Annotated in this window: 14 protein-coding genes; 3 read left to right on the top strand and 11 right to left on the bottom strand. The window is 73.1% G+C overall.

The window, feature by feature from the left end:
- Window positions 1–10 precede the first annotated feature (10 nt).
- The 7 genes from panD to AB0K17_RS06805 are packed head-to-tail and all read right to left on the bottom strand — an operon-like array spanning window position 11 to window position 11151.
- The gene (gene panD / locus AB0K17_RS06835; RefSeq protein ID WP_365964710.1) at window positions 11–427 is read right to left on the bottom strand and encodes an aspartate 1-decarboxylase; all 417 of its coding nucleotides are present in this window, start codon (window positions 425–427) and stop codon (window positions 11–13) included.
- A gap of 14 nt (window positions 428–441) precedes the next feature.
- Entirely contained in the window at window positions 442–1653 is a 1212-nt protein-coding gene (locus AB0K17_RS06830) for a cytochrome P450 (protein ID WP_365982331.1), read from the bottom strand.
- Window positions 1650–2912 (bottom strand): cytochrome P450, encoded by a 1263-nt coding sequence (locus AB0K17_RS06825; RefSeq protein WP_365982330.1) that lies wholly within the window; start codon window positions 2910–2912, stop codon window positions 1650–1652. Before AB0K17_RS06825 ends, AB0K17_RS06830 begins: the two co-directional genes overlap by 4 nt.
- Before the next feature lie 33 nt (window positions 2913–2945).
- Window positions 2946–6191: an ACP S-malonyltransferase gene (gene fabD, locus AB0K17_RS06820; protein ID WP_365982329.1), complete on the bottom strand. Its 3246-nt coding sequence runs from the start codon at window positions 6189–6191 to the stop codon at window positions 2946–2948.
- Window positions 6191–7192 carry a methyltransferase gene (locus AB0K17_RS06815; protein ID WP_365964646.1) on the bottom strand — a complete coding sequence of 334 codons (1002 nt, stop codon included), beginning with the start codon at window positions 7190–7192 and terminating at the stop codon, window positions 6191–6193. Before AB0K17_RS06815 ends, fabD begins: the two co-directional genes overlap by 1 nt.
- A gap of 24 nt (window positions 7193–7216) precedes the next feature.
- On the bottom strand, window positions 7217–10306 hold the full coding sequence (locus tag AB0K17_RS06810; protein WP_365982328.1) for an amino acid adenylation domain-containing protein: 3090 nt from the start codon (window positions 10304–10306) through the stop codon (window positions 7217–7219).
- Window positions 10303–11151 carry a hypothetical protein gene (locus AB0K17_RS06805; protein ID WP_365964648.1) on the bottom strand — a complete coding sequence of 283 codons (849 nt, stop codon included), beginning with the start codon at window positions 11149–11151 and terminating at the stop codon, window positions 10303–10305. Before AB0K17_RS06805 ends, AB0K17_RS06810 begins: the two co-directional genes overlap by 4 nt.
- A gap of 500 nt (window positions 11152–11651) precedes the next feature.
- Here AB0K17_RS06805 and AB0K17_RS06800 point away from each other — a divergent pair, with 500 nt between their 5' ends.
- A complete protein-coding gene (locus tag AB0K17_RS06800) occupies window positions 11652–13250 on the top strand; it encodes an APC family permease (RefSeq protein WP_365982327.1) in 1599 nt (532 codons plus the stop codon).
- Window positions 13251–13277: 27 nt separating this feature from the next.
- On the opposite strand, the gene AB0K17_RS06795 is transcribed toward AB0K17_RS06800, so the two are convergent.
- Window positions 13278–15107 (bottom strand): glycoside hydrolase family 15 protein, encoded by a 1830-nt coding sequence (locus AB0K17_RS06795; RefSeq protein ID WP_365982326.1) that lies wholly within the window; start codon window positions 15105–15107, stop codon window positions 13278–13280.
- A 180-nt stretch (window positions 15108–15287) separates the two neighbouring features.
- On the opposite strand from AB0K17_RS06795, the gene AB0K17_RS06790 reads away from it, so the two are divergent.
- Both AB0K17_RS06790 and AB0K17_RS06785 read left to right on the top strand, forming a co-directional pair.
- Window positions 15288–16151: a helix-turn-helix domain-containing protein gene (locus tag AB0K17_RS06790; RefSeq protein ID WP_365964651.1), complete on the top strand. Its 864-nt coding sequence runs from the start codon at window positions 15288–15290 to the stop codon at window positions 16149–16151.
- Window positions 16152–16172: 21 nt separating this feature from the next.
- Window positions 16173–16655: a hypothetical protein gene (locus AB0K17_RS06785; RefSeq protein ID WP_365964652.1), complete on the top strand. Its 483-nt coding sequence runs from the start codon at window positions 16173–16175 to the stop codon at window positions 16653–16655.
- A 273-nt stretch (window positions 16656–16928) separates the two neighbouring features.
- Here the strand turns inward: AB0K17_RS06785 and AB0K17_RS06780 are convergent, their stop codons facing one another.
- The 3 genes from AB0K17_RS06780 to AB0K17_RS06770 all read right to left on the bottom strand — a co-directional run bounded on the left by AB0K17_RS06780 (window position 16929) and on the right by AB0K17_RS06770 (window position 20370).
- Entirely contained in the window at window positions 16929–17909 is a 981-nt protein-coding gene (locus AB0K17_RS06780) for an esterase family protein (RefSeq protein WP_365964653.1), read from the bottom strand.
- A 165-nt stretch (window positions 17910–18074) separates the two neighbouring features.
- Entirely contained in the window at window positions 18075–19490 is a 1416-nt protein-coding gene (locus AB0K17_RS06775) for a serine/threonine-protein kinase (RefSeq protein ID WP_365964654.1), read from the bottom strand.
- Between the two features lie 70 nt (window positions 19491–19560).
- A complete protein-coding gene (locus AB0K17_RS06770; RefSeq protein ID WP_365964655.1) occupies window positions 19561–20370 on the bottom strand; it encodes a serine/threonine protein kinase in 810 nt (269 codons plus the stop codon).
- Between the last annotated feature and the right edge of the window lie 57 nt (window positions 20371–20427).

The raw sequence follows: 20427 nt of genomic DNA, 5'->3' as shown, positions 1-20427 counted from the left end.
GTGGGGCGGGTCAGGCGTCGACGGTGTCGCCGCGGCGCAGGCCGAAGCCGTCGGGCACGTCGGCGGGGTCGGAGCCGACCTGCACGGGCCGGTTGTCCGCGTCGACGAACACCACGCTGGGCTCGAAGGAGCGTGCGTGCTCGTCGCTCATCGAGGCGTAGGAGATGATGATGACGAGGTCGCCGGGGCTGATGAGGCGGGCGGCGGCGCCGTTGATGCCGATGATCCCGCTGCCGGCCTCCCCCTCGATGACATAGGTGCTCAGCCGGGCGCCGTTGTCGATGTCGACGATGTCGACCTTCTCGCCGGGCAGCAGGTCGGCGGCGGCCATCAAGGTGGCGTCGATGGTGACGGACCCCACGTAGTGCAGGTCCGCCTGGGTCACCCTGGCCCGGTGGATCTTGGACTTGAACATCTCTCGGTACAGCACGCTCTCTCCGTTCACCAGGTCACCGGCAGCTCGTGCACGCCGTAGATGATCATTTCCGCGCGGGTGCGGATCTCGTCGGCCGGGACGGCCAGGCGCAGCCCGGGCAGCCGGCGCAGCAGGGTCTCGAAGGCGATCCGCAGCTCCAGCCGGGCCAGTTGCTGGCCCACGCACTGGTGGATGCCGTGTCCGAAGGCCAGGTGGGCCACGGGCTCGCGCGTGATGTCGAGCCGGTCGGGGTCGGCGCACAGGGCGGGGTCGCGGTTGGCCGCGGCGAGGGAGAGCGAGATCGCGTCGCCGGCCGCGACCCGGTGCCCGGCGATCTCCATGTCCTCGCCGGCCGCGCGGATGGAGCCCGCGTGCACGATGGTCAGGTAGCGCAGGAGCTCCTCGACGGCGTTCGGCGCGAGGGCGGGGTCGGCGACGAGCGCGGCAAGCTGCTCGGGGTGCTGCAGCAGGGCGAACGTGCCCAGCGTGATCATGTTCGCGCTGGTGTCGTAGCCGGCGATCAGCAGGACGGTGCCCACGGTGACGAGTTCGGCGTCGTCGAGGTCGCCCTCGGCCACCAGGGTGCCCAGCAGGTCGTCGGTGGGCTCGGCCTTCTTGGCCCGGATCAGGCCGTGCAGCAGCCCGCCGATGGTCTGCCAGCCGCCGATGGCGTCCTCGGCGCTGGAGTGCACGGAGAACAGGCTCTTGACGCAGTCGGCGAAGTGCTCGCGCTCGGCCACGGGTACGCCCAGCAGTTCGCAGATCGCGGACGCGGCCATGGGCTCGGCGAACTCCGTCAGCAGGTCGACGGGCTCTCCACCGGCGGCCTTGGCCGTCATGGCGTCCAGGTGCCGCTCGGCGAGCGCGGTCAGCAGGGGTTCGAGGGTGCGGGTGCGGCGCGCGGAGAACCAGGCGGCCACCTTGCGCCGGTAACGGGTGTGCTCCGGCGGGTCCATGGCCGTGAACATGCCCGGGGCGACCTCGGTGCGGTCGTCGGCCATGGGCAGCGGGATGGGCGAGCGCAGGGCGTCGCCGCGCGAGCTCAGCCGCCCGTCGGCCAGCAGCCCGCGCACCGTCTCGTAGCCGGTGACCAGCCAGCCGAGGTGACCGTCGGGGAAGACCATACGGGCCACCGGGCCCTGTTCGCGCAGCGCGGTGAGCCCGGGAGCCGGGTCGAACGGGCACCGGCCGCGGGTCATCGGCAGACCGTCGGTGGTGGGCAGGGCGGTCCGGGTCATTCCTCCCCCTTCCGGGGCGTGAGGTGGACGGGAAGACGCTGCATTGCGAGCAGGTAGCGCGGGGCGATCTCGGCCGGGTCGACGGCCAGCTGCAGGTCGGGGAACCGCTCGAAGAGCGCGGTCAGGGCCACCTCGCCCTCGATCAGGGCGAGGCTGGCGCCGAGGCAGTAGTGGGCGCCGCGGCCGAAGCCCAGGTGGGGGTTGTGCTCGCGCGTGAGGTCCAGCTCCTGCGGCTGCTCGAACTCCTCGGGGTCGCGGTTGGCGGCGGCCAGCACCACCTGGATCGCCTCGCCGGGCTGCACCGTCACCGCGCCGATCTCGACCGGCTCGGTGGCGAAGCGCCGGAAGGTGTGCTTGACGGGCGCGGTGTGGCGGACGAGTTCGGCGACCGCCTTGGCGGCGAGGGACGGGTCGTCCTTGAACTGCTGGAGCTGCTCGGGGTGCTGGAGCAGGGTGAACACGCCCAGCGCGATGAGGTTGCGCACGGTCTCGTGGCCGGCCTGGACGAGCACCATGGCGAGCGCCACCAGCTCGTCGTCGGTGAGCCGGTCGCTGTCCTCCTCGTGCACCTGCACCAGTTCGGAGATCAGGTCGTCCCGGGGCTCGGCCTGGCGGGCCTCGATGATCTCCTTCGTCATCCGGGCCATGCCGCGCACCGCCGGGGCGAACTGCTCGGGGTTGGGGCGCAGGGCCTGGGCGAGGGTCTCGCTCCACTCGCGCCACTGCTCGCGGTAGTGCTCGTCGACGCCGAGCATCTCGCAGATGACGATGATGGCCAGCGGGTGGGCGTAGTCGGCGATGAGGTCGGGCTCGGGCTTGCCGGCGAGGTCGTCGAGCAGCCGGTGCGCCACGCGGGTGATCGCGGGCGTCAGGGCCTGCATCCGGCGGGCGGACAGCGCCCGGGTGACCAGGCGGCGTACGCGCATGTGGTCGGCGCCGTCCATGGTCAGCAGGGTCGAGTCGAACATGTCGACGATGTCCTCGGGGATGCCGCGGCTGAGCATGGACGCCCGGTGGGAGTCGCCCGGCGGCCGGCTGCGCAGGGTGGGCTCGCCCAGCACCTTCCTGACGTCCTCGTACGCGGTGGCCACCCAGATGTCGGTGCCGTCGGCGAACCTGCCGCGGCAGACCGGCCGGGGGCCGCCGGTCCAGCGCTCGCCGGCCGCCGGGTCGGTGATGAACGCCGGGTCGGACAGGTCGAACTCACTGGCCGGCTCGTCCGCGAGGGTGGTCAGCGCCCGGGGGCAGGTATCGGTCATTCGGTCGGCCTCGCTTCTTGCTCGGATGTGATGTCAGGCCGCCGGGCCGACGAGCGCGGCGGCCTCGGTCAGCAGGCGGTCGGCGATCTCGTCGGCGTGCCGGTCCCGCCAGGCGTGCAGCGGCGTACCGGCCAGCCACCGGTTGCAGGCCCCGAGCGCCGGGCCGCAGGGCACCTGGTAGTCGGCGACGCGGCCGGCGGTGCCCTCGATCGCCCAGGTGCTCGCCTGAGCGCAGTACCAGCGGAAGACCAGCGCCATGCGCCGCTTGGGGTCCGCGGCCTCCTCGCCACGGCGGCCGAGGCGGGCGAAGACCTCGTCGAAGGGGGCGCCGAGGTAGTCGCGCTCCACCTTCGAGCGCACCGCGGCGGGCACCGCGTCCCAGGAGTCGTAGTTGCGCCACAGGTCGTGCAGCTTGCCGGCGCGGGCGTGGAAGAGGACGCCCTTGCGCAGGACGCGCGCCCGGCCGCCCAGTTCGAACAGCTCGCCGTAGGGGGCGAGGGCGGTGTCGTGCACGTCGGTCTCCTGCAGCAGGTCCTTGGCCACGACGCTCATCCCGCTCTCGGCCGTGCACAGGTTGACCGAGCCGGTCAGGACGAAGTCGGCGCCCAGCACGAAGCAGGCCGCGGCCGACTCGGGGGCGCCGATGCCGCCGCCGGCGCCGATGCGCACCGCCTCGGCGACGCCGCCGAGTTCGGCGCGCAGCCGGCGCAGCGCGGGCAGCAGCGCCCACAGGGTTCCGAGGTCGGAGTGGTCGCCGCAGTCCCCGACCGCGCACACGTCGTCCGCCAGCGCGACGTGCTGTCCGGCCGCCGCCTCCTGCTCGGTCAGCAGCCCCTGGCCCACCAGCTGCCGCACCAGGGCGGCGGGCGGGGGCGCCAGGAAGAGCCGGGCGGCGTCCGGCCGGGTGACCTTCGCCAGGATCGTGCGGGGCGCGTGCACCGTGCCGTCGGCGAGCACCCGGGCGCCGGTCAGGCGGTGGCGTACGAGGGCGGGGGTGACCTCCACGTGGGTGGCGGCCTCCACGCGCCGGACGTCGTGCCGGATCAGGACGTCCACCAGCTCGTCCTCGGCGCGCGGGTCGAAGGGGTCGTGCGTGACGCCGACCCCGAACGGCGCGTCGGCGCCGGCGCTCTCGCGGATCCGGCCGATGGCGGCGGCCACCTCGGCGGGGGCCAGGCCCGAGGCGCCGAAGTAGGACAGCAGGCCGGCCCGGGCCATCCGGGCGACGAGCTCGACCGAGCCGATGCCGCGGCGCATGCTGCCGGCGGCGTAGGCCAGGCGGACGCCGTGGTGCCGGCGGAAGGCCTGCGAGCCCAGCGACTCGGCGGTCGCGCGGGTACGCACGGTGGGCGTGGCCGGCACGACAGCCGGGGTGACGGCCGGTGCCGCCACGGGCGGGATCGCCTCGGTGCGGATCCGGTCGACGAGTTTGGTCAGGACCTGGCCCGGGCCGAGCTCGCGCACCCGGAAGTCGCCGAGCCCCATCAGGTACCGGACGCTGTCGGTCCAGCGCACCGGGGAGGCGATCTGGCGGCGCAGGGTGGCGGCCACCTCGTCCGCCTCGTACGGCCGGGCGTGGACGTTGCTGATCACCGGGATCTTCGGGGCGGCGAAGTCGGTGGCGTCCAGCAGCCGTCCGAACTCCTCGGCGGCCGCGGCCATGTAGCGGCTGTGGAAGGGGGCGCTGACGTTCAGCGGCGCGCAGCGGGCGCCGGCCTCCTTCAGCAGGGGCAGAGCCCGGTTCACCGACTCCGCGGGGCCGGCGATCACCGTCTGGGTGGGGGCGTTGTAGTTGGCGATGTCGATGTCGTCGAGGCCGGCGTCGGCCAGGACCCGCTCGACGAGGGCGGCGTCGACGGCCGAGGCGGCGGCCATGGTGCCGCCGGCGACCTGCCCCATGAGCCGGCCGCGCTCGGCGACCAGGCGCAGGCCGGTCTCGAAGTCGAAGACGCCGGCGGCGAAGAGCGCGGCGAACTCGCCGAGGCTGTGGCCGAGGACGTAGTCCGGCAGCCGGCCGCCCTCGGCGAGGGTGGCCAGCCAGGTCAGGGACTCCACGACGTAGAGGGCGGGCTGGGTGTAGCGGGTGTCGCGCAGGTTGCGGCCGGGGTCTTCGAGGCACAGCTCGCGCACGGAGTAGCCGAGCACGGCGTCGGCGCGGGCGACGAGGTCGGGGAAGCGGTCGAACACGTCCCGGCCCATGCCCTTGGCCTGGGCGCCCTGTCCGGGGAAGACGTGGACGTCGAGGGTCTTCCCGGCGGCGGCGGGACGGGCCTGCGTCGCCACGGGAGTGCTCACGGGGGTCACCTCGGTTCGGGGTGCGGGGGCGGCGAGGAGGGGGCGGGTGTCGAGCACGGCCCGGTAGAGCACCTCGTCGCGGGCGTAAGGGGACAGCAGCGGCAGCACCTTGGACCGGCTGCCGGGCGGCAGGGCGGCCCGTACCAGGTTGGCCATGGACCCGGAGGGGCCGAGGTCGAGGAAGAGCAGGTCGTCCCGCGCCAGCAGCGGGGCGAGGGCCTTGGTCAGGTCGAACGGCTGCCTGAGCACCTGCCACAGGTGGGCCGGGTCGGGTACGTGCACGGCCCGGCCGGTGGTACCGGAGATGAGCGGGATCGTGGCGGGCCCGGTGGCCAGGTCCCCGATCAGGTCCTTGAACGCGCCTTCCACCGGGTCCATCAGCGGCGAGTGGAAGGGGAAGAGCACGGGCAGCCGCTGGCAGAGCGTGCCGGTGGCGACCAGGTGCCGTTCGATGCGGTCCAGGTCCTCGGCCCGCCCGGCCAGGACGAAGTTCTCCGGCGAGTTGACCGCGGCCACGTGGGCCGGGGCCAGGACGGGGTCGCGCCGGGCCAGGCCGACGTCGGCGAGGACGGCGAGCATGCCCCCGCGGGGGCACTCGGCCTCGAAGAGGTCGACCTGGCGCAGCAGGGAGCGCAGGCACGCATGGGGGTCGACGACCCCGGCGACGGCCGCCGCGGCGACCTCGCCGAGGCTGGCGCCGAGCACGGCGCCGGGCTCGAACCCGTGTCCCTTGAGCATGCGCGCCAGGGCGTACTCGACCATGAAGATCGCCGGCTGGGTGACCGCGAAGCGCGTCATCGGGCGCTCGGGGCCGTGTCCGTCGCCGTGGATCGCCTCGATCACCGAGTCGCCGCGCACCTCACGGACGACGGCGTCGAGGGAGTCGAGGGTCTCACGGAAGACGGGGTCGGCCCCGTGGAGCCACTTGCCCATCCCGTGGTACTGCGAGCCCTGGCCCGCGAACAGGAAGACGGGCGTGAGCATCAGGCGGCACGCAGGGCGGACGCGAGGACCTTGTGCCCGGTGGGCAGCTGGACCACGGACTCCACCGTGAACCCGGCCTCCTCGAGGGCGCGGCGCATGCCGGGCTCGTCCAGGCCGAGCGTGCCCTCGTCGCAGGCCACGGCCTGGAACATGGCCCGCCAGCCGTCGATGTCGTTCTCCACCAGCGGTTCCACCACGAGCAGCCGGGCGCCCTCGGCGCTGGTGGCCATCGCGGTGGCGACGGTGCGCAGGATGCGGACGCAGTTGTCGTACGTCCAGTCGTGCAGCACGTTCTTCAGCAGGTAGCGGTCGGCACCGGCGGGCACCTCGGCGAAGAAGTCGCTGGGTGCGAAGGTGATGCGTTCCAGGACGCTCGCGTCGGTGACCCGGCCCAGGCCCTCGGGGCCACGGGCGCAGACGCTGGCCCGGTCGGCCACGGTGCCGTGGATGCCGGGGTGGGCGGCGAGGATGCCGGGCAGCAGGCCGCCGCTGCCGCCGCCGACGTCGACGATGCTCTTGACGTCGCCGAAGTCGTGCTGCTGCAGCAGGCAGTGGGCGACCGGCGTCGCGAGGTCGACCATGCCCTTGTCGAACAGCTCGGCCGTCTCGGGGTTGTTCTCCAGGTAGGCGTACAGCGACTGCCCGAAGACCTCCTGGAAGCCGGACTTCCCGGTCTTGACGGTGTGCATCAGGCCGGCGAACGCGTCGTCGTACAGTTCGGCGGCGAGGATGGCGAAGTGGCGCTGGGTGAAGGGGTGGTCGGCGCGCAGCGGCGCGTAGGCCTCGGTCAGCTTGAACTTCTCCCCGTCGCGCTCCAGCACGCCGGGCACGGTGAGCATCTGCAGCAGGCGGTGCAGGACCTCCGGGTCGCTGCCGGTGCGCTCGGCGAGTTCCTGCGACGACATCGAGCCGCCGTCGAGGATGTCCGCTATCTCCAGCCGGGCGGCGACCGCCAGTGCCCGGGCGAACCAGCCGCTGACGGCCAGCTTGAGGATTTCCATGGGATTTCTGCCTTTCGGGTCCCGTCACACGAGCCGGCGCAGCCGGTCGGCCAGCGCGGCGGGGGTCGGCGTCTCGAAGACGTCGGACAGCGCGAGCCGCACGCCGGTGATGCCCTTGATCCGCTGGGCGAGCGTGGCGGCCAGCAGCGAGTGTCCGCCGTTGGCGAAGAAGTGGGAGCCTGCGTCCAGGTCCGGCCGCTCCAGCAGTTCGCCGAAGAGGCCGACGAGGGTGGTGGTGAGGTCGTCGTCGGTGCCGTTGCCGGTGGCGCCGCCGCCGACGGCCGGGCCGCGCTGGTGGGCCGCCTGCTCGGCGAGGGCGAGGTAGTCGACCTTGTCGCTGCCGGTCCGGGGGAAGGTGTCCACTGCGAGGAACTGGTGCGGCACCACGGAGCGCGGCAGTTGCCGGTGCGCGTGGTCCCACAGCTCGTCGACGGCCTCGGGGCGAGCGGGCACCCGGACGAACGCGGCCAGGTAGCCGTCCCCGCCCGGGTCGCCGACCACGACGACGGCCGCGGCCTCGACGTCGGGGTGGTCGAGCAGGACCGCCTCGACCTCCGCGAGCTCGATGCGGTTGCCGCGCAGTTTGACCTGCCGGTCGACGCGGCCGAAGAGGTCGATGCGGCCGTCGGGCCGCCAGCAGGCGATGTCGCCGGAGCGGTGGAAGCGCCCGTACGCGGCGTTCTCGCCGAAGCGCTCCTGCGTCAGCTCGGGCCGCCCGTGGTAGCCGGAGGCGACGCCGACGCCGGCCACGCACAGCTCGCCGCGCAGCCCGACGGGCAGGGGCCTGCCGTGCGGGTCGGCGATGAAGATACGCGTGTTGGCGACGGGCGAGCCGACGTCCACGCGGCCGCCGCGGTCGGTGCCCATGCGTCCGGCGGTGGCCCAGATCGTGCTCTCGGTGGGGCCGTAGACGTTCCACAGCTCGGCGCCGGCGGCCAGCAGCGTGTCGGCCAGTTCGGCGGGCAGGGGCTCGCCGCCGGTGAGGATCGTGCGGCCGGCCAGCACCTCGCCGGCCTCGCGGGCGACCAGCCGCCAGGTGGTGGGGGTCGCCTGCAGCAGGCCGATGTCGTGGGCGGTGACCGCGGCCGCCAGCAGGGCGCCGTCGGTGCGCGCCTCGTCCGGCAGGACGACGGTGTGCCCGCCGTGGAGCAGCGGCATCATCATCTCGAGCGAGGAGGTGTCGAAGCTGTAGGTGCTGAGCCAGCCCGTGGGGCGCTGCGAGCCGGCCACACCGAACCGGTCGGCGTAGTCGACGATGTGGTTGACCAGGCTGCGATGCCGGATCGGGATGCCCTTGGGCTTGCCGGTCGAGCCGGAGGTGTAGATCACGTAGGCGAGGTCGTCGGCTCCGGCCGCCGCCGCTGCGGCGGTGTCCACCGGCACCTCGGGCACGGCCTGCCAGTCGGCGGCGGGGACGCTCGTGCGTGCCCCGGGGGCCTCGATGCCCGCGCCGGTGATGACGACCTTCGCGCCCGCGTCGTCGAGCTGGTACGCCAGCCGCTCCGCGGGGTGGTTGGGGTCCAGGGGCAGGTAGGCGGCGCCTGCGAGCCAGGTGCCGAACACCGAGGCGGCCAGCGCCGCCCCGCGCGGCAGCAGCAGGGCGACGACGTCGCCACGCTGCACGCCGGCCGCGCTCAGCCGGGCGGCGGTGTCGGCGGCGGCGGACCACAGCGTGCCGTACGTCATCGTGGCCTCGCCGTCGCGAACGGCGGGGGCGGCGGGGTCGGCGGCGGCGCGGCGGGCGAATCCGGCCAGGACCGAGGGGTGTTCGATCGTGCGGTCGGTCGCGTTGGCCGCGTCGATGACGGCGTGGTCCTGCGGCGACCAGAAGGGCAGCGAGGCGACGGGGGCGTCCACCGCCTCCCCCACGGCGACCAGCAGGGCGTCGTAGCGGCGGACCATCAGCTCCACGTCGGAGCGCTCCAGCACGCCCGTGTAGAACACGGCGCGCACGGTGGCCGCCTCGCGGCTGGCGGAGACGAAGAACTCGAGGTCGAACTGGCTGTAGCCGTTCTCCACGACGACGAGTTCGGCGTCGTGGCCGGCGACGGCGAAGGTGCGCTGGTCCTCGGCGAAGGGCACGTAGTTGAAGACGTGCTTGAAGAGGGTGTTGCGCCAGGTGGAGCCGTCGCGCTCGACCATGTCGAGGACGTCGTCGGTGGGCACGTCCTTGTGCGCCATCGCCTCCATGAACGTCCGCCGGGTCAGGGCGGCCAGGTCGCGGAAGCTCGCGTCCCGGTCGAGGAGCAGGCGCAGGGTGACGAGGTTGCTGTGGTAGCCGACCGCGTCGACGGCCTCGCGGGGACGGGTGTTGACCGGCGAGCCGACGGTCAGGTCGGGGCCGGCGCCGTGGGCGGCGAGCAGGACGGCGTAGGCGGCGAGCAGCACGACGGACTCGGGCGCCCGCAGCTCGCGCTGGAGGCGGCGCACGACCGCGTGGGCCTCGGGCGACAGGGTGTGGGTGACCTCGTCGCCCTTGAGGGTGGTCACCGGCTGCTCGCGCTGCTCGCACCACAGTTCGAGACCGGAGGAGCGGAAACCGGCCATCTGCTCGCGCCAGTACTGGCGGCTCTCGGCGGACGCCTCGGGCTCGTGCCAGGCGGGCACCTCGGCGGGCGCCGGGTGCTCGCCGGCGAGCACCGCCTCGTACAGGGAGACGAAGGCGGCCTGCAGGATCGCGGTCGACTGGACGTCGGAGACGGCGTGGTGCAGGGCCAGGCACAGCACGTCCGCGGCGGGGCCGTGCAGCAGCAGCGCCCGGATCAGGGGGCTGCCGTCGGTGGTGAAGGGCCGGGCCACGAAGGCCGTGAGCAGGGCTCGTTCGCCCTCCTCGTCCTGCTGGTGCTCCGCCTCCTCCAGGGCGACGGCGAGCGTCGGGGCGACGGATCGGGCCAGGCCCGCCTCGTCGCGGTGGTAGACGGTGCGCAGCACCTCGAAGCGCTCGACCAGCAGCTGGACGGCCTTCGCGGTGGCGGCGGCATCCAGGCGGCCGTGCACCCGGATGGCGAGCGAGAGGTTGTTGGCGCCGCTGTCCGGGACGAGCTCGTCGAGCAGCCAGAGGGTGCTCTCCTTGCGGGACGGGCGGACGTGGCCGGCCGGCAGGTCGAAGCTCACGCGCCGGCCTCCGGACGGCCGGCCAGCACGGCGGCAACCGCGTCGGCGACCGCGGGCGTGCGCAGCAGGTCGCGGTGCTCGACCTCGAAGCGGCGTTCGTCGGCCACCTCGACGGGGGCGATGCCCGGCGTGGTGCGCATGCGGTTCAGGCCGCTGCGCTCGCTGGCGGAGGTGATCACGGTGGCGCGCTGCCAGCCGGGGCGCGGGTCGAGGCCGGCGGCGGTGGCGAGGTAGGACATGAACGAGCCGACCAGCGCCACCAGTTCCCCGGCGTAGTCCTCGTCCAGCCCGGCCCGGCGCAGGGCCGCGGTGCCGATGGGGCGGAAGGCGGCGTAGAGCCCGGCCGCGAAGTCGACGGGCGCGATGCCGGGCTTCGCGGCGAGCTGCTCGGCGGTGCCGGACAGCTCGGCGATCTCCTCGGGCGTCAGGACGGTGGTCATGTTGCCGATGACGCGCCCGAACTGCAGGTGGACGGTCGGCACGTCGACGAGCTCGGGGTCGAAGACGACCACGAGGGGAGCGGTCCCCTGGCGCTCGGCGATCTTCTGTGCGAGGACGCCCGCGAACACCGAGCCCGCGCAGTAGCCCAGCACCGCGCGGACCGTGCGCCCGCTGGCGGCCACCTCCGACAGCCAGGGCTCCAGGTACTCCTCGCCCAGGGCGTCGGTCTCCGGGTTGCGGACGGGGGCGACGGTCTGCCACAGGGCGCAGTCGAGGTGCAGTCCTGGCGCCAGTTCGGCGAACCCGCCCTCGTTCCGGCCCGTCACCGGGAAATCGGCGGCGAGCACAATGTCGGTGTCGGCTCCTGCGTCGAGCACGACATTCCAGACGGTGGGGCTGGGCATGGGAATTCCCCCGATATCGAAAAGCCAACGACTGAAACCAGCGCCTGATCGGCCAATTCCTCGACCTTGTCCGGTCGGGCCAGCCTGGATCCTAGGGCGGCCGAATCCGACCTGTCTACAGCTGTCGATCAAGGTCGGATGCCCTGCCAACGCCCCTGGTCAGCGGGGCAAGTTCGCGCCAGAGCGATAGATTTCAGTCACACCGGGGAGGAGTTTCGGACACTCCGTCACCATGTTTTGGTCGTTTTGCCCACCGGCCGGTACGACACCGTGCGCACCTTCCGACCCCCTCGGGAAACTCCTGAATGTCTGCTTTTGCGGTGTGACGGTCCGCATACGAAAAAACACACGGCGACGCCCCGCCCGCGCCGCGCACCGGCACCATGGAGCCGCCCCGACTCACCGGCGGCGGACCGGCGGGAATTGTTCATCCGTCACCTAAGGTTGAGTGATCCATTCAGCAGCACGTCGTCGAGGCGCCTCGGGCAGGGGGACAGATCGTGGCAGCGGATCGTGGGGCCGCACCGGAGACCGGCGCGGCGGAGGCGGCCGTCCAGGAGCAAAGGCTCCGGCGGGACCTCGGGTTCTGGGCGCTCACGGCGATCGGGTTCTCCAACATCGTCGGATCCGGCTGGCTGTTCGCGGCGATGTACGCCGCCCGCACGGCGGGCCCGGCATCCCTGCTGACCTGGGTGGGTGCCGGCGTGCTGTGCGGCCTGGTCGCCCTGGTGATGATCGAACTCGGTGCCTCCCGGCCCGAGGGCGGCGGCACGGTGCGCTGGCCGCTGTACGCCTCGGGCCGCCTGGTCGGCACACTGGTGGGCTGGTCGGTCCTGCTGTCGGTGGGCGGCACCGCGGCCGAGATCAGCGCGATCATGCAGTACGCCGACCACTACCTGCCCGACCTCTACCACGGCCACGTGCTCACCCCGACGGGCCTCGCGCTGGCGGTGGGCCTCAGCCTGCTGCTGACCGTCCTGAACTGGTTCGCCGTGCGCACGTTCGCCCGACTGAACAACCTGGTCTCGGTCTTCAAAATAGCCGTCCCCGTGATCACGGTCGTCGCCCTGTTCGCCTCCGGCTGGCACTCCGGCCGCCTGACCGACCACGGGGGATTCGCCCCGTACGGCTACGCCGCCTGCCTGTCCGCCCTCGCCGGCGGCGGCATCGTCTACTCGGTCAACGGCTTCCAGGCGGCCCTGGACTTCTCGGGCGAGACCCGCAACCCCCGCCGCACCATCCCGGCCTCCGTGCTCACCGGCATCGGCCTGGCGCTGGTGATGTACCTGGGGCTGCAGTTCGCCTTCCTCTTCACCGTGCCCGACTCCCTCCTCGGCGACGGCTGGAAGGGCGTCGACTTCGAGTCGCCCTTCGGCCAGCTGGCCCTGATCCTCAACCTGCACTGGCTCTCCAGCCTGCTCTACGCCGACGCGGTGCTCTCCCCCGGCGGCTCGGCGTACGTCGGCGTGGCGCTCAACGCCCGCCACACCTACGCCCTGGCCAAGAACCGCACGCTGCCCCGGGCCTTGATGCAGGTGGACCCCCGTTCGGGCATCCCGCACCGGGCGCTGGCCCTGAACTTCGTCGTGATCGTGCTCTTCCTGCTGCCCTTCGGGGGATGGCAGCGCATCGTCAGCATCATGGGCGACATGTACCTGCTGATCTATGCGGCCTCGGCGGTGGCGGTCGCCGTCTTCCGCGCCGACCCGGGCACCCGCATGGCCGGGTGGGTGCCGGGGCTGCGCTGGATCGCCCCGCTGAGCTTCGTGGTCTCCAGCGAGTTCGTGTACTGGTCGGGCTGGCACGACCTGCGGCTGGCGCTGCCCGTCGTCCTGGCCGGCGTGGTGCTGTACGCCGGGATGCGGCGTACCGCCGAGGACGGGCCGCTGGCCGGCGAACTGCGCGACGGCGCATGGCTGCTGTGCTACCTGTCGGGGCTGACGCTGCTGTCCTGGCTGGGCACGTTCAAGGGCTCGGGTCGGCTGCCCGCGCCCTACGACTCCCTGGCGGTCGCCGCCTTCGCCCTGGCCGTCTTCTTCTGGGCGGTCCGCTCGGGAGTGCGCCACCGGGCGACGGCCCCGCAGGAGGCCGTCCTCTGATCCGGCCGGCCCCTCGGACCTGACCGGTCAGCCCTTCGGGCCGTAAGCCCCGCCCCCGCCCGGCCGCTGCGTTCCCGGCCAGGGACCGGCCAGCCGGGCCGCGCACTCCAGCATCAGCGCGTGCACGAACGCCTGCGGCAGGTTGCCGCGCAACTGCCGCTGCGCGACGTCGTACTCCTCCGAGTACAGCCCGGGCGGCCCGCAGGCGGCACGGTTGCGCTCGAACCAGCGGAACGCGGCCACCTCCCGCCCCTGCTGGTGCTCGGCCAGCGCGGTGACGAACCCGCACAGCAGGAAGGCGCCCTCGCTCGCCTCCAGCGGCTGGTCACCGTGCCGGAAGCGGTAGGCGAAGTGGTCCTCGGTCAGCTCCTCGACGTACGCGCGCAGCGTGGCCTGCGTCCGGGGGTCGTCGGCGGGGAGGGCCCCGCGCAGCGGGGGCAGCAGCAGGGCGCCGTCCAGGCCGGGGTCCTCGGGGGAGCGCTGCCAGCGCCCGGAGGGGTGCAGGCAGCGGGCGGCGGTGTCCGCGACCAGGCGGTCGGCCAGCGCGCTCCACTCGGCCGTACGCCCGCCGGGCGGGCCGGCGGCGGCGCCGCAGCGCAGGCCGGCGGCGCACGTGAGCCGGCTGTGCGCCCACAGCCGCGGGCGCAGTTCCCACACGCCGGAGTCCGCCTCGTCGCGGCGGCGGGCGATGGTCTGCGCGGCGACGACCGCCGCCCGCCAGCCGTCGGCGTCCAGCCGGTCGTGGCGTGCCGCGGTACCGAGCAGGAGCAGGGCCTCGCCGAACGCGTCGAGCTGGAACTGCCCGCTGATGTTGTTGCCCACCCGGTCGAACCCGCCGGGGTAGCCCGACAGGTCCAGCTCGCGCTCGTCGGGGACCGTGCGCCCCTCCACGGTGTAGGCGGGGGCCATGCGGGGCCCGTCCTGGTGCAGGCGGGCCGTGACGAACCGTACGGCCTCGTCCAGCAGCACCGTGTCCCCGGCGGCGGCAGCCGCCTGGGCGGCGTAGCACTGGTCGCGGATCCACACGTAGCGGTAGTCGTAGTTGCGGCCCTCCTCCGCCCGCTCCGGCAGGCTCGTGGTCGCGGAGGCGACCATGCCGCCCGAGGCCGCCGTCAGCCCGCGCAGGACCGTGTACGCCCGCCGGGCGTCGGTCCGGGCGACCGTGCCGCCGAGCGGCGGCACCGCCGCGTGCCACGCCTCCTCGGTGGCCCGCCACAGTGCGCCGGGGTCGGGAGGCCGCCCGGTCAGGGACCGGTCGCTGATCTCCAGGACCAGGTCGTGGCAGTCCCCCGCCTCGACCGTCAGCTCCATCCCCACCCGGCGCCCCCCGGGGTCCACCGGCCGCGGCGCGACCGCGCAGCCGGACCAGCGCACCGCGAGGGGACCGGCCCGCCCCGCCCACACCCCGCCGGCCTCGCGGGAGAACCCCCGCAACGGATACCGGCCGAAGCCCGCGCAGGGCTCCAGGACCACGGACATCCGCGCGGCGTTGCGCACGGCCACGATGCGCCGCAGCAGCACCGCCCGGTGCGGGTCACCGGGAAAGGCGAGGGCCTCACGGCACTCGACGATGCCGTCGTCGGTGACCCAGCGGCTGCGCCAGATGAGCGTCCCGTCCTCGTAGTACCCGCCCCACACGCACCGCGCCACCGGCGTGACCACGTACACGCCCGTCCCGCCGACCAGGGTCGAGAAGACCGCGTCCGAGTCCCACCGGGGGGCGCACATCCACGCGTACTCCCCCCGGGGCCCGACGAGGACACCCCGCTCACCGTCGGCCAGCAGCGCGTACTGCCGCAGCGGGTGAGGCGCGAGAGTGCCTTTGCCGAGCTCGCTATCGGACGAAGTCCTGGTCATCGTCACTCTTCAGCCGACGTGCCGTCCGGGCGCGGGGCGCCGCGGGAGGATGCCGATGAGATCACTAACCGCCGGCCCCGCCCCGCAAACCGCCACTGCGGCCCTCGCACGGCACGGGCGGCATCAGCGGCCGATCCGCGTCTGGCGCCAGGGGCGAACGCATCGCAATCATGGTGCGTCATGACGGTCAACGGAGACTGGACGAAACAGAGCAATTGCGCCGCGACGGCCCGACCGCACCCTCTGCTCGACGGCCTCGTGACGGCCTACATCGGATATGACGAGCACCTCCCGACGGTGCGCCGGCGCATCATCCCGACAGTCGCACCGCTCATGCTGGTGGATTGCGGATCCGCGACCCGACGCCTTCCGCGTGAGGGAATGCAGACCGCAGCGATCAGCGGCTCTCCCTTGTTCGGCCTGATAGACACCTACGGTGAAATGGAGCTGGCCGGCCACGACCTGGGCGTGGCCGTCCTCTTCACCCCGCCGGGCGTCCGCGCCTTGTTGGGAGTGCCGCCGGGGGAACTGGCGCATTGCTGGACGAGCACGCAGGACCTGCTCGGGCACCGGGGAAGCACGGTCCCGGAACGCGTGTTCCACACGCGGGGGTGGCCCGAGAGATTCGCCGTGGTGGACGGACTGCTCGTCGGCAGGCTGAGGTCCTCATGGTCCCCGCCGGACACCGTGACCCGATCCTGGCGCGAGCTCGAGAACACGTCCGGCCGCATGCGCGTGGACACGCTGGCGAACCGCTCCGGCACGACCAGACGGTCCCTGGAGAAGTTGTTCCAGCAACACGTCGGCTGCTCGCCGAAGAAGGCTGCGCGGATTCTGCGGTTCCGAAGAGCCTTCCGTTTGATCTGCAGCGGCGAGAGCCTGGCCCTGGTGGCCACCGCGGCGGGCTACTCGGACCAGGCCCATCTCTCTCGCGACGTGCGGGAGCTCGCGGGAGTCTCCCCCGGGGAGATCCGCCGACAGGCCCGGAGCGAGCACGGAGGACAGCGGAACGGAACGGCGCATTCCGTCAAGACGCCCGCGTGAGGCGCGGACAGGATGAGCCTCATGAAGAAACCGATTCTGCTCAGCTACGCCATCGCGTCGCTCGCCGCCCTCACGGTGGGCGTCGCAACGACGGGCCCGGCATCGGCACAAGGCGAATCCTTACCGGAGCCCAAAGCGGTCCAATGGAAGAGCAAGAAGTACGGCGACTGCCTGGCCAGAGGAACGCAGTACTACGTGCGCATGGGTTCGTGCAGCAGCCAGAGCTCTCAGTGGTACGACCAGGAGCGCCCGGACGTGGGGGGTGGCTATATCGAGAAGGACACTCCCCGCCCCGGGGGCAACTGTCTCGACAGCAACAAGTACGGCACTGTCTACACGGGCCCGTGCGAAGGCAACCTGAACCAGCGCTGGTCCGAGTGGCACTACGACAAGGGGTGGATCCTCAGGAACTGGGCGACGAAGATGTGCCTGGTGAGTGACGCGGCCGGAGGCGCCCACACCGCACCGTGCGACGCGGACAACGACGCCCAGTACTGGGAATGACCCGACAGCGATTCCCGCCCGGTAGGGGCACGACGGGCGCAGGTTTGCACCTGCGCCCGTCGCGTCGACGTCGCCCCGGCACCACGGCGCCCCGTCAGGGGCGCGGGGAACTGCGCGACAAGCCACGACGTACCCGCAGAGGGGGTACCGCGCTTCGCCCCCGGCGCGTCGACTGCGGGCCGTCGCCGGCCGATCGCGCCCACGCGGCGGCAACCGCAGATCGACACCGCCCCGCGCCCCTTACGGGGCCCTGCATGATCCGCCGGACAGGCACTAGGCCTTGCGGAGCCGGTCGATGATGCCGTTGAGGTCGTCGCGGAAGAACTGGGTGCGGAAGTAGTGACCGCCCGTGTCCTCGTGGGCCTCGTACGGGATGCCCGCGCGGTCCAGCAGGCCGCGGAACTCGCGCTGGCCGGCCAGGACCTGGGTCTCGTTGGCCCGGTCGAAGAGGTTGACCGGGTCGGGGCTGGTGCCCGCGACCATGAAGATGCGCTTGTTGCGGTAGCTCTCGATGCGCTCGACCGGGTTGTCGGCGGTGACCCTGGCCTGGTCCCAGAACGGCGCGCCGTACACCGTGCCGCCGCCGAGATCCAGGGCGGAGGTGACGTTCGCCCAGTGCACGACGAGGCCGCTGTCGCGGCGCAGGCTGGCGGGGCCGGAGTAGGAGCTCACCGAGGCGAAGTGGCCGTAGTACTTGGCCGTGTACTTCAGCGCACCGAAGCCGCCCATCGAGAAGCCGCCGATGGCCCGGCCGTCGTACTCGGCGTACGTGCGGAAGTTCGCGTCGATCCAGGGGATCAGCTGGTTGATGTGGAAGTTCTCCCAGTTGCGCGGGCCGACGTTGGAGTGGACCGGGTTGGAGTACCAGCCGGTGCGCCCGCCGTCGGGCATCACGACGATGATCGGCTTGCCGGCGGTCAGCTCACGGATCCCCGCGCGGTCGAACTCGATGAAGTCGCCCCCGCCGCCGTGCAGCATGTACAGGACGGGGTAGGTGCGGCCGCTGGTGTGGTAGTCGTCGGGCAGCAGCACGTTGACGGCCGGCTTCCAGCCGATCTCGGCGGTCTGGAAGCGGTAGTACCACATACGGGGATCGGCCTCGCCGCGCTCGACGACGCGCAGCCCGAAACCGTCACCGACGGCGTGCGCCGCCGACGCGCCCGCGAGGACGCCTCCGCCGGCCACCGCCACCGCCGCCGACAGACCGCCGACGGCCTTGAGAATGCCGCGGCGCGTGGGTCGGTACTCGCTCAAGATGACCTCCTGATGGTGAACAAACACAGTTGCCGGTGGCCCGGGTGGAAACAGGCCCGCACCGTAGTCGCGGACGGCCGCGGGACGGCACCCGGAACGATCCGGAGTGACGGCGCTCGGGGGCTGCCGGTAGAAAGACCCCCGGGCGGTACCCCGGAGACCGCCTCAGCGCGACGGCGTGGGGCCGGGATGCGGGCAGGCGGGAACGGCGGGGCGGTCCTTCGTGCGCACGGCGGGCAGCCAGGCGGTGGCCGGGCGCGATCCGGCGGGCAGACGGATGCGGAACCACTCGGGGGACCACGTGCCGCCTTCGTCGACGATGGGCACACCCTGGGCCAGCCGGCAGTCGACGGCGAGGACGTCCCCGTGCCACACGCGGGTCGGTACGACGTTGTCGGTGGTGTAGTTCCGGCGGGGGTCGATCGCCAGTCCGAGGCTGCAGTCGGGGACGCGGTCGGTGCGCTCCCGGCAGCTGCGCTCCTCGTTGAACACCCGGATCCGGTCCGCGCCCAGCGGTTCGGGGCCGGCCCCGCGCTCGGCGTACGCCCAGCTCGCCACCGCCACCGCGCACACCGAGGCGGCCACGGCCGCGACCCGCACGCCCTTGCTCCGGTGCCGGGACGGGGACGGGCCGACAGGCTGCGGGCCCGCGGGGGGCGGGCCGGGCTGTGGTCGTCCCTCCTCGGCCGGCCGCCGCCCGATGCGCGCCAGCAGGGTCTCGGCAGTGTGCGGGGCGCGCGCGGCGTGGGTCGGGGCCAGGCAGTCGGTGATCAGCTCGCGCCAGAACGGCGGGACCGCGGTGTCGATGCGCAGCGGGGTGCGTCCCTCGGCGTACTCCTGCACCGCCGCGGCGCGCGAGACCGGTGTGGCGCCGGGGAACGGCGTCGCTCCGGAGGCGAACACCTGGTGGACCAGGATGCCCAGGGCCCAGATGTCGGCGCTGGGCCGCACGCGGACGCCGTGCTCGCCCAGCGGGGCCTTCCAGCGTTCGGGCGGGAGGTAGTCGAAGGTGCCCATCGGGGGCGCATAGCCGTGCGTTCCTTGAGTGGCCGTCAGCTCGGTGGCGAGTCCGAAGTCCGAGAGCCTGACCGATCCGTCGGCCATCAGCAGGACGTTGTCCGGTTTGAGGTCGCCGTGCACCCAGCCGCTGCGGTGCAGGTGGGCCAGGCCCTCGCAGATCTCGGTGACGAGCCGGGCGCCCTCGGACGGGCCGATGCCGGCGGTGAGCCGCTCCCGCAGACTGCCCGCCGCACGCTCCATGACCAGGACGATGGCGCCGTCCAGGTGCGCGTCGCCGGGCCGGCCGAGCGTGAAGGAGTCCAGGAAACGGACGAGCCGGGGGTGGCGGGCGCGGGAGGCGAGCTCGACCTCGCGCCGGGCGGCCTCCGCGACGGCGCGGGCCTGGCGCGGTGCCAGTCCCTCGGTGGAAAGGATCTTGAGCGCGACGTCCGCTTCCTCGTCGGACGCCCGTGGACCTTCGCCGGCCGGGCGCCCGGCGTAGACCGTCGCCCAGCCGCCCGTCCCGATCGGTGCGCCGACCTCCCAGTCGCCGAGGCGGCAGCCGGCTGTGAGCCCTTCCATGGCCGTCACCGTCCGCCGGTCCGCAGGGACCGCGCACCGTACGTGCCGTCCACGTGCCGGACGTCGCCGATCATCCGGTCGTCCCCCGCGCCGTTCTGCCGGCGCCCGGCCGGGGCGGCAGCAGGGCCAGGTGCTCCTCCCGTACGAGGCCGAAACGCAGGGCGACCCCGACGATCGCCTCCCTCTTGCCGTTGCGGCGGGCTCCCCGGCCCGCGTCGCCTCCGGCCGGTGGGCCGACGCGGATCTTCTCCTCGGCCAGGTAGTCGATGTGCGAGCTGACGGCCCGTGCGGTCAGCCGGTCGCAGGCGGCGTGTCCGCGCAGCCGCTCGACGATCTGCGGGGTCGTCGGTACCGCGACGGGCGACTCGTCGCGCAGGCGCGGTTCGCACAGGGCGACGAGGACGAGGAAGTACGTGGCGGTCTCGTCCAGCGAGTACGCGGTGAGCGTGCGCGTCCCCCACGGCCCGCCCGCGGCGTCGGGGTCGAGGTAGACGTGGTCGGGCGCGAAGACCTGGAAGGCGACCGCGTTCTCGCGGGTGGGCAGCACGACCCGGGAGAACTCGAAGGGGATGGGCGCCCCGGCCCGGCGCGGCGGCACCCTCAGGTACTCCCCGGCCCCTTCCGGGTTCTCCACCAGGTAGCTCTGGGTCGTGCTGAAGTTGCTGAGCTGCCAGTGGTCGTCGGTCACCCGGATCTCGCCCGCGAGGCGGGAGATCGCCTCGTCGACGAGGCGCAGCTCGACGGGCACGGTCGCCGATCCGCGCCCGAACCGCGCGACCTCCCCGGGTCCGAGCCGCAGCGTCACCCCGTCCCCGCCACCGCGGCCGGCCTCCGCAGGATCACCGCTCCCCCGTGGCACATGAACCACTATCCCGCTCACTGACCTCTCCTCACCCCCCGTCAGCGGTACTTACACAGGCCGAACATTACCCATAAC

This window comes from Streptomyces sp. NPDC049585 (assembly GCF_040675615.1).
GTDB classification, from domain to species: Bacteria; Actinomycetota; Actinomycetes; order Streptomycetales; family Streptomycetaceae; genus Streptomyces; species Streptomyces luteosporeus.
This window is presented reverse-complemented; position numbering and strand designations above follow the sequence as displayed.

Excerpts from the sequence above, each read along its gene's own strand:
- AB0K17_RS06830 (WP_365982331.1), bottom strand. The coding sequence starts at position 1,653 with ATGACCCGGACCGCCCTGCCCACCACCGACGGTCTGCCGATGACCCGC.
- AB0K17_RS06825 (WP_365982330.1), bottom strand. The coding sequence starts at position 2,912 with ATGACCGATACCTGCCCCCGGGCGCTGACCACCCTCGCGGACGAGCCG.
- fabD (WP_365982329.1), bottom strand. The coding sequence starts at position 6,191 with ATGCTCACGCCCGTCTTCCTGTTCGCGGGCCAGGGCTCGCAGTACCAC.
- AB0K17_RS06815 (WP_365964646.1), bottom strand. The coding sequence starts at position 7,192 with ATGGAAATCCTCAAGCTGGCCGTCAGCGGCTGGTTCGCCCGGGCACTG.
- AB0K17_RS06805 (WP_365964648.1), bottom strand. The coding sequence starts at position 11,151 with ATGCCCAGCCCCACCGTCTGGAATGTCGTGCTCGACGCAGGAGCCGAC.
- AB0K17_RS06795 (WP_365982326.1), bottom strand. The coding sequence starts at position 15,107 with ATGACCAGGACTTCGTCCGATAGCGAGCTCGGCAAAGGCACTCTCGCG.
- AB0K17_RS06790 (WP_365964651.1), top strand. The coding sequence starts at position 15,288 with ATGACGGTCAACGGAGACTGGACGAAACAGAGCAATTGCGCCGCGACG.
- AB0K17_RS06785 (WP_365964652.1), top strand. The coding sequence starts at position 16,173 with ATGAAGAAACCGATTCTGCTCAGCTACGCCATCGCGTCGCTCGCCGCC.
- AB0K17_RS06775 (WP_365964654.1), bottom strand. The coding sequence starts at position 19,490 with ATGGAAGGGCTCACAGCCGGCTGCCGCCTCGGCGACTGGGAGGTCGGC.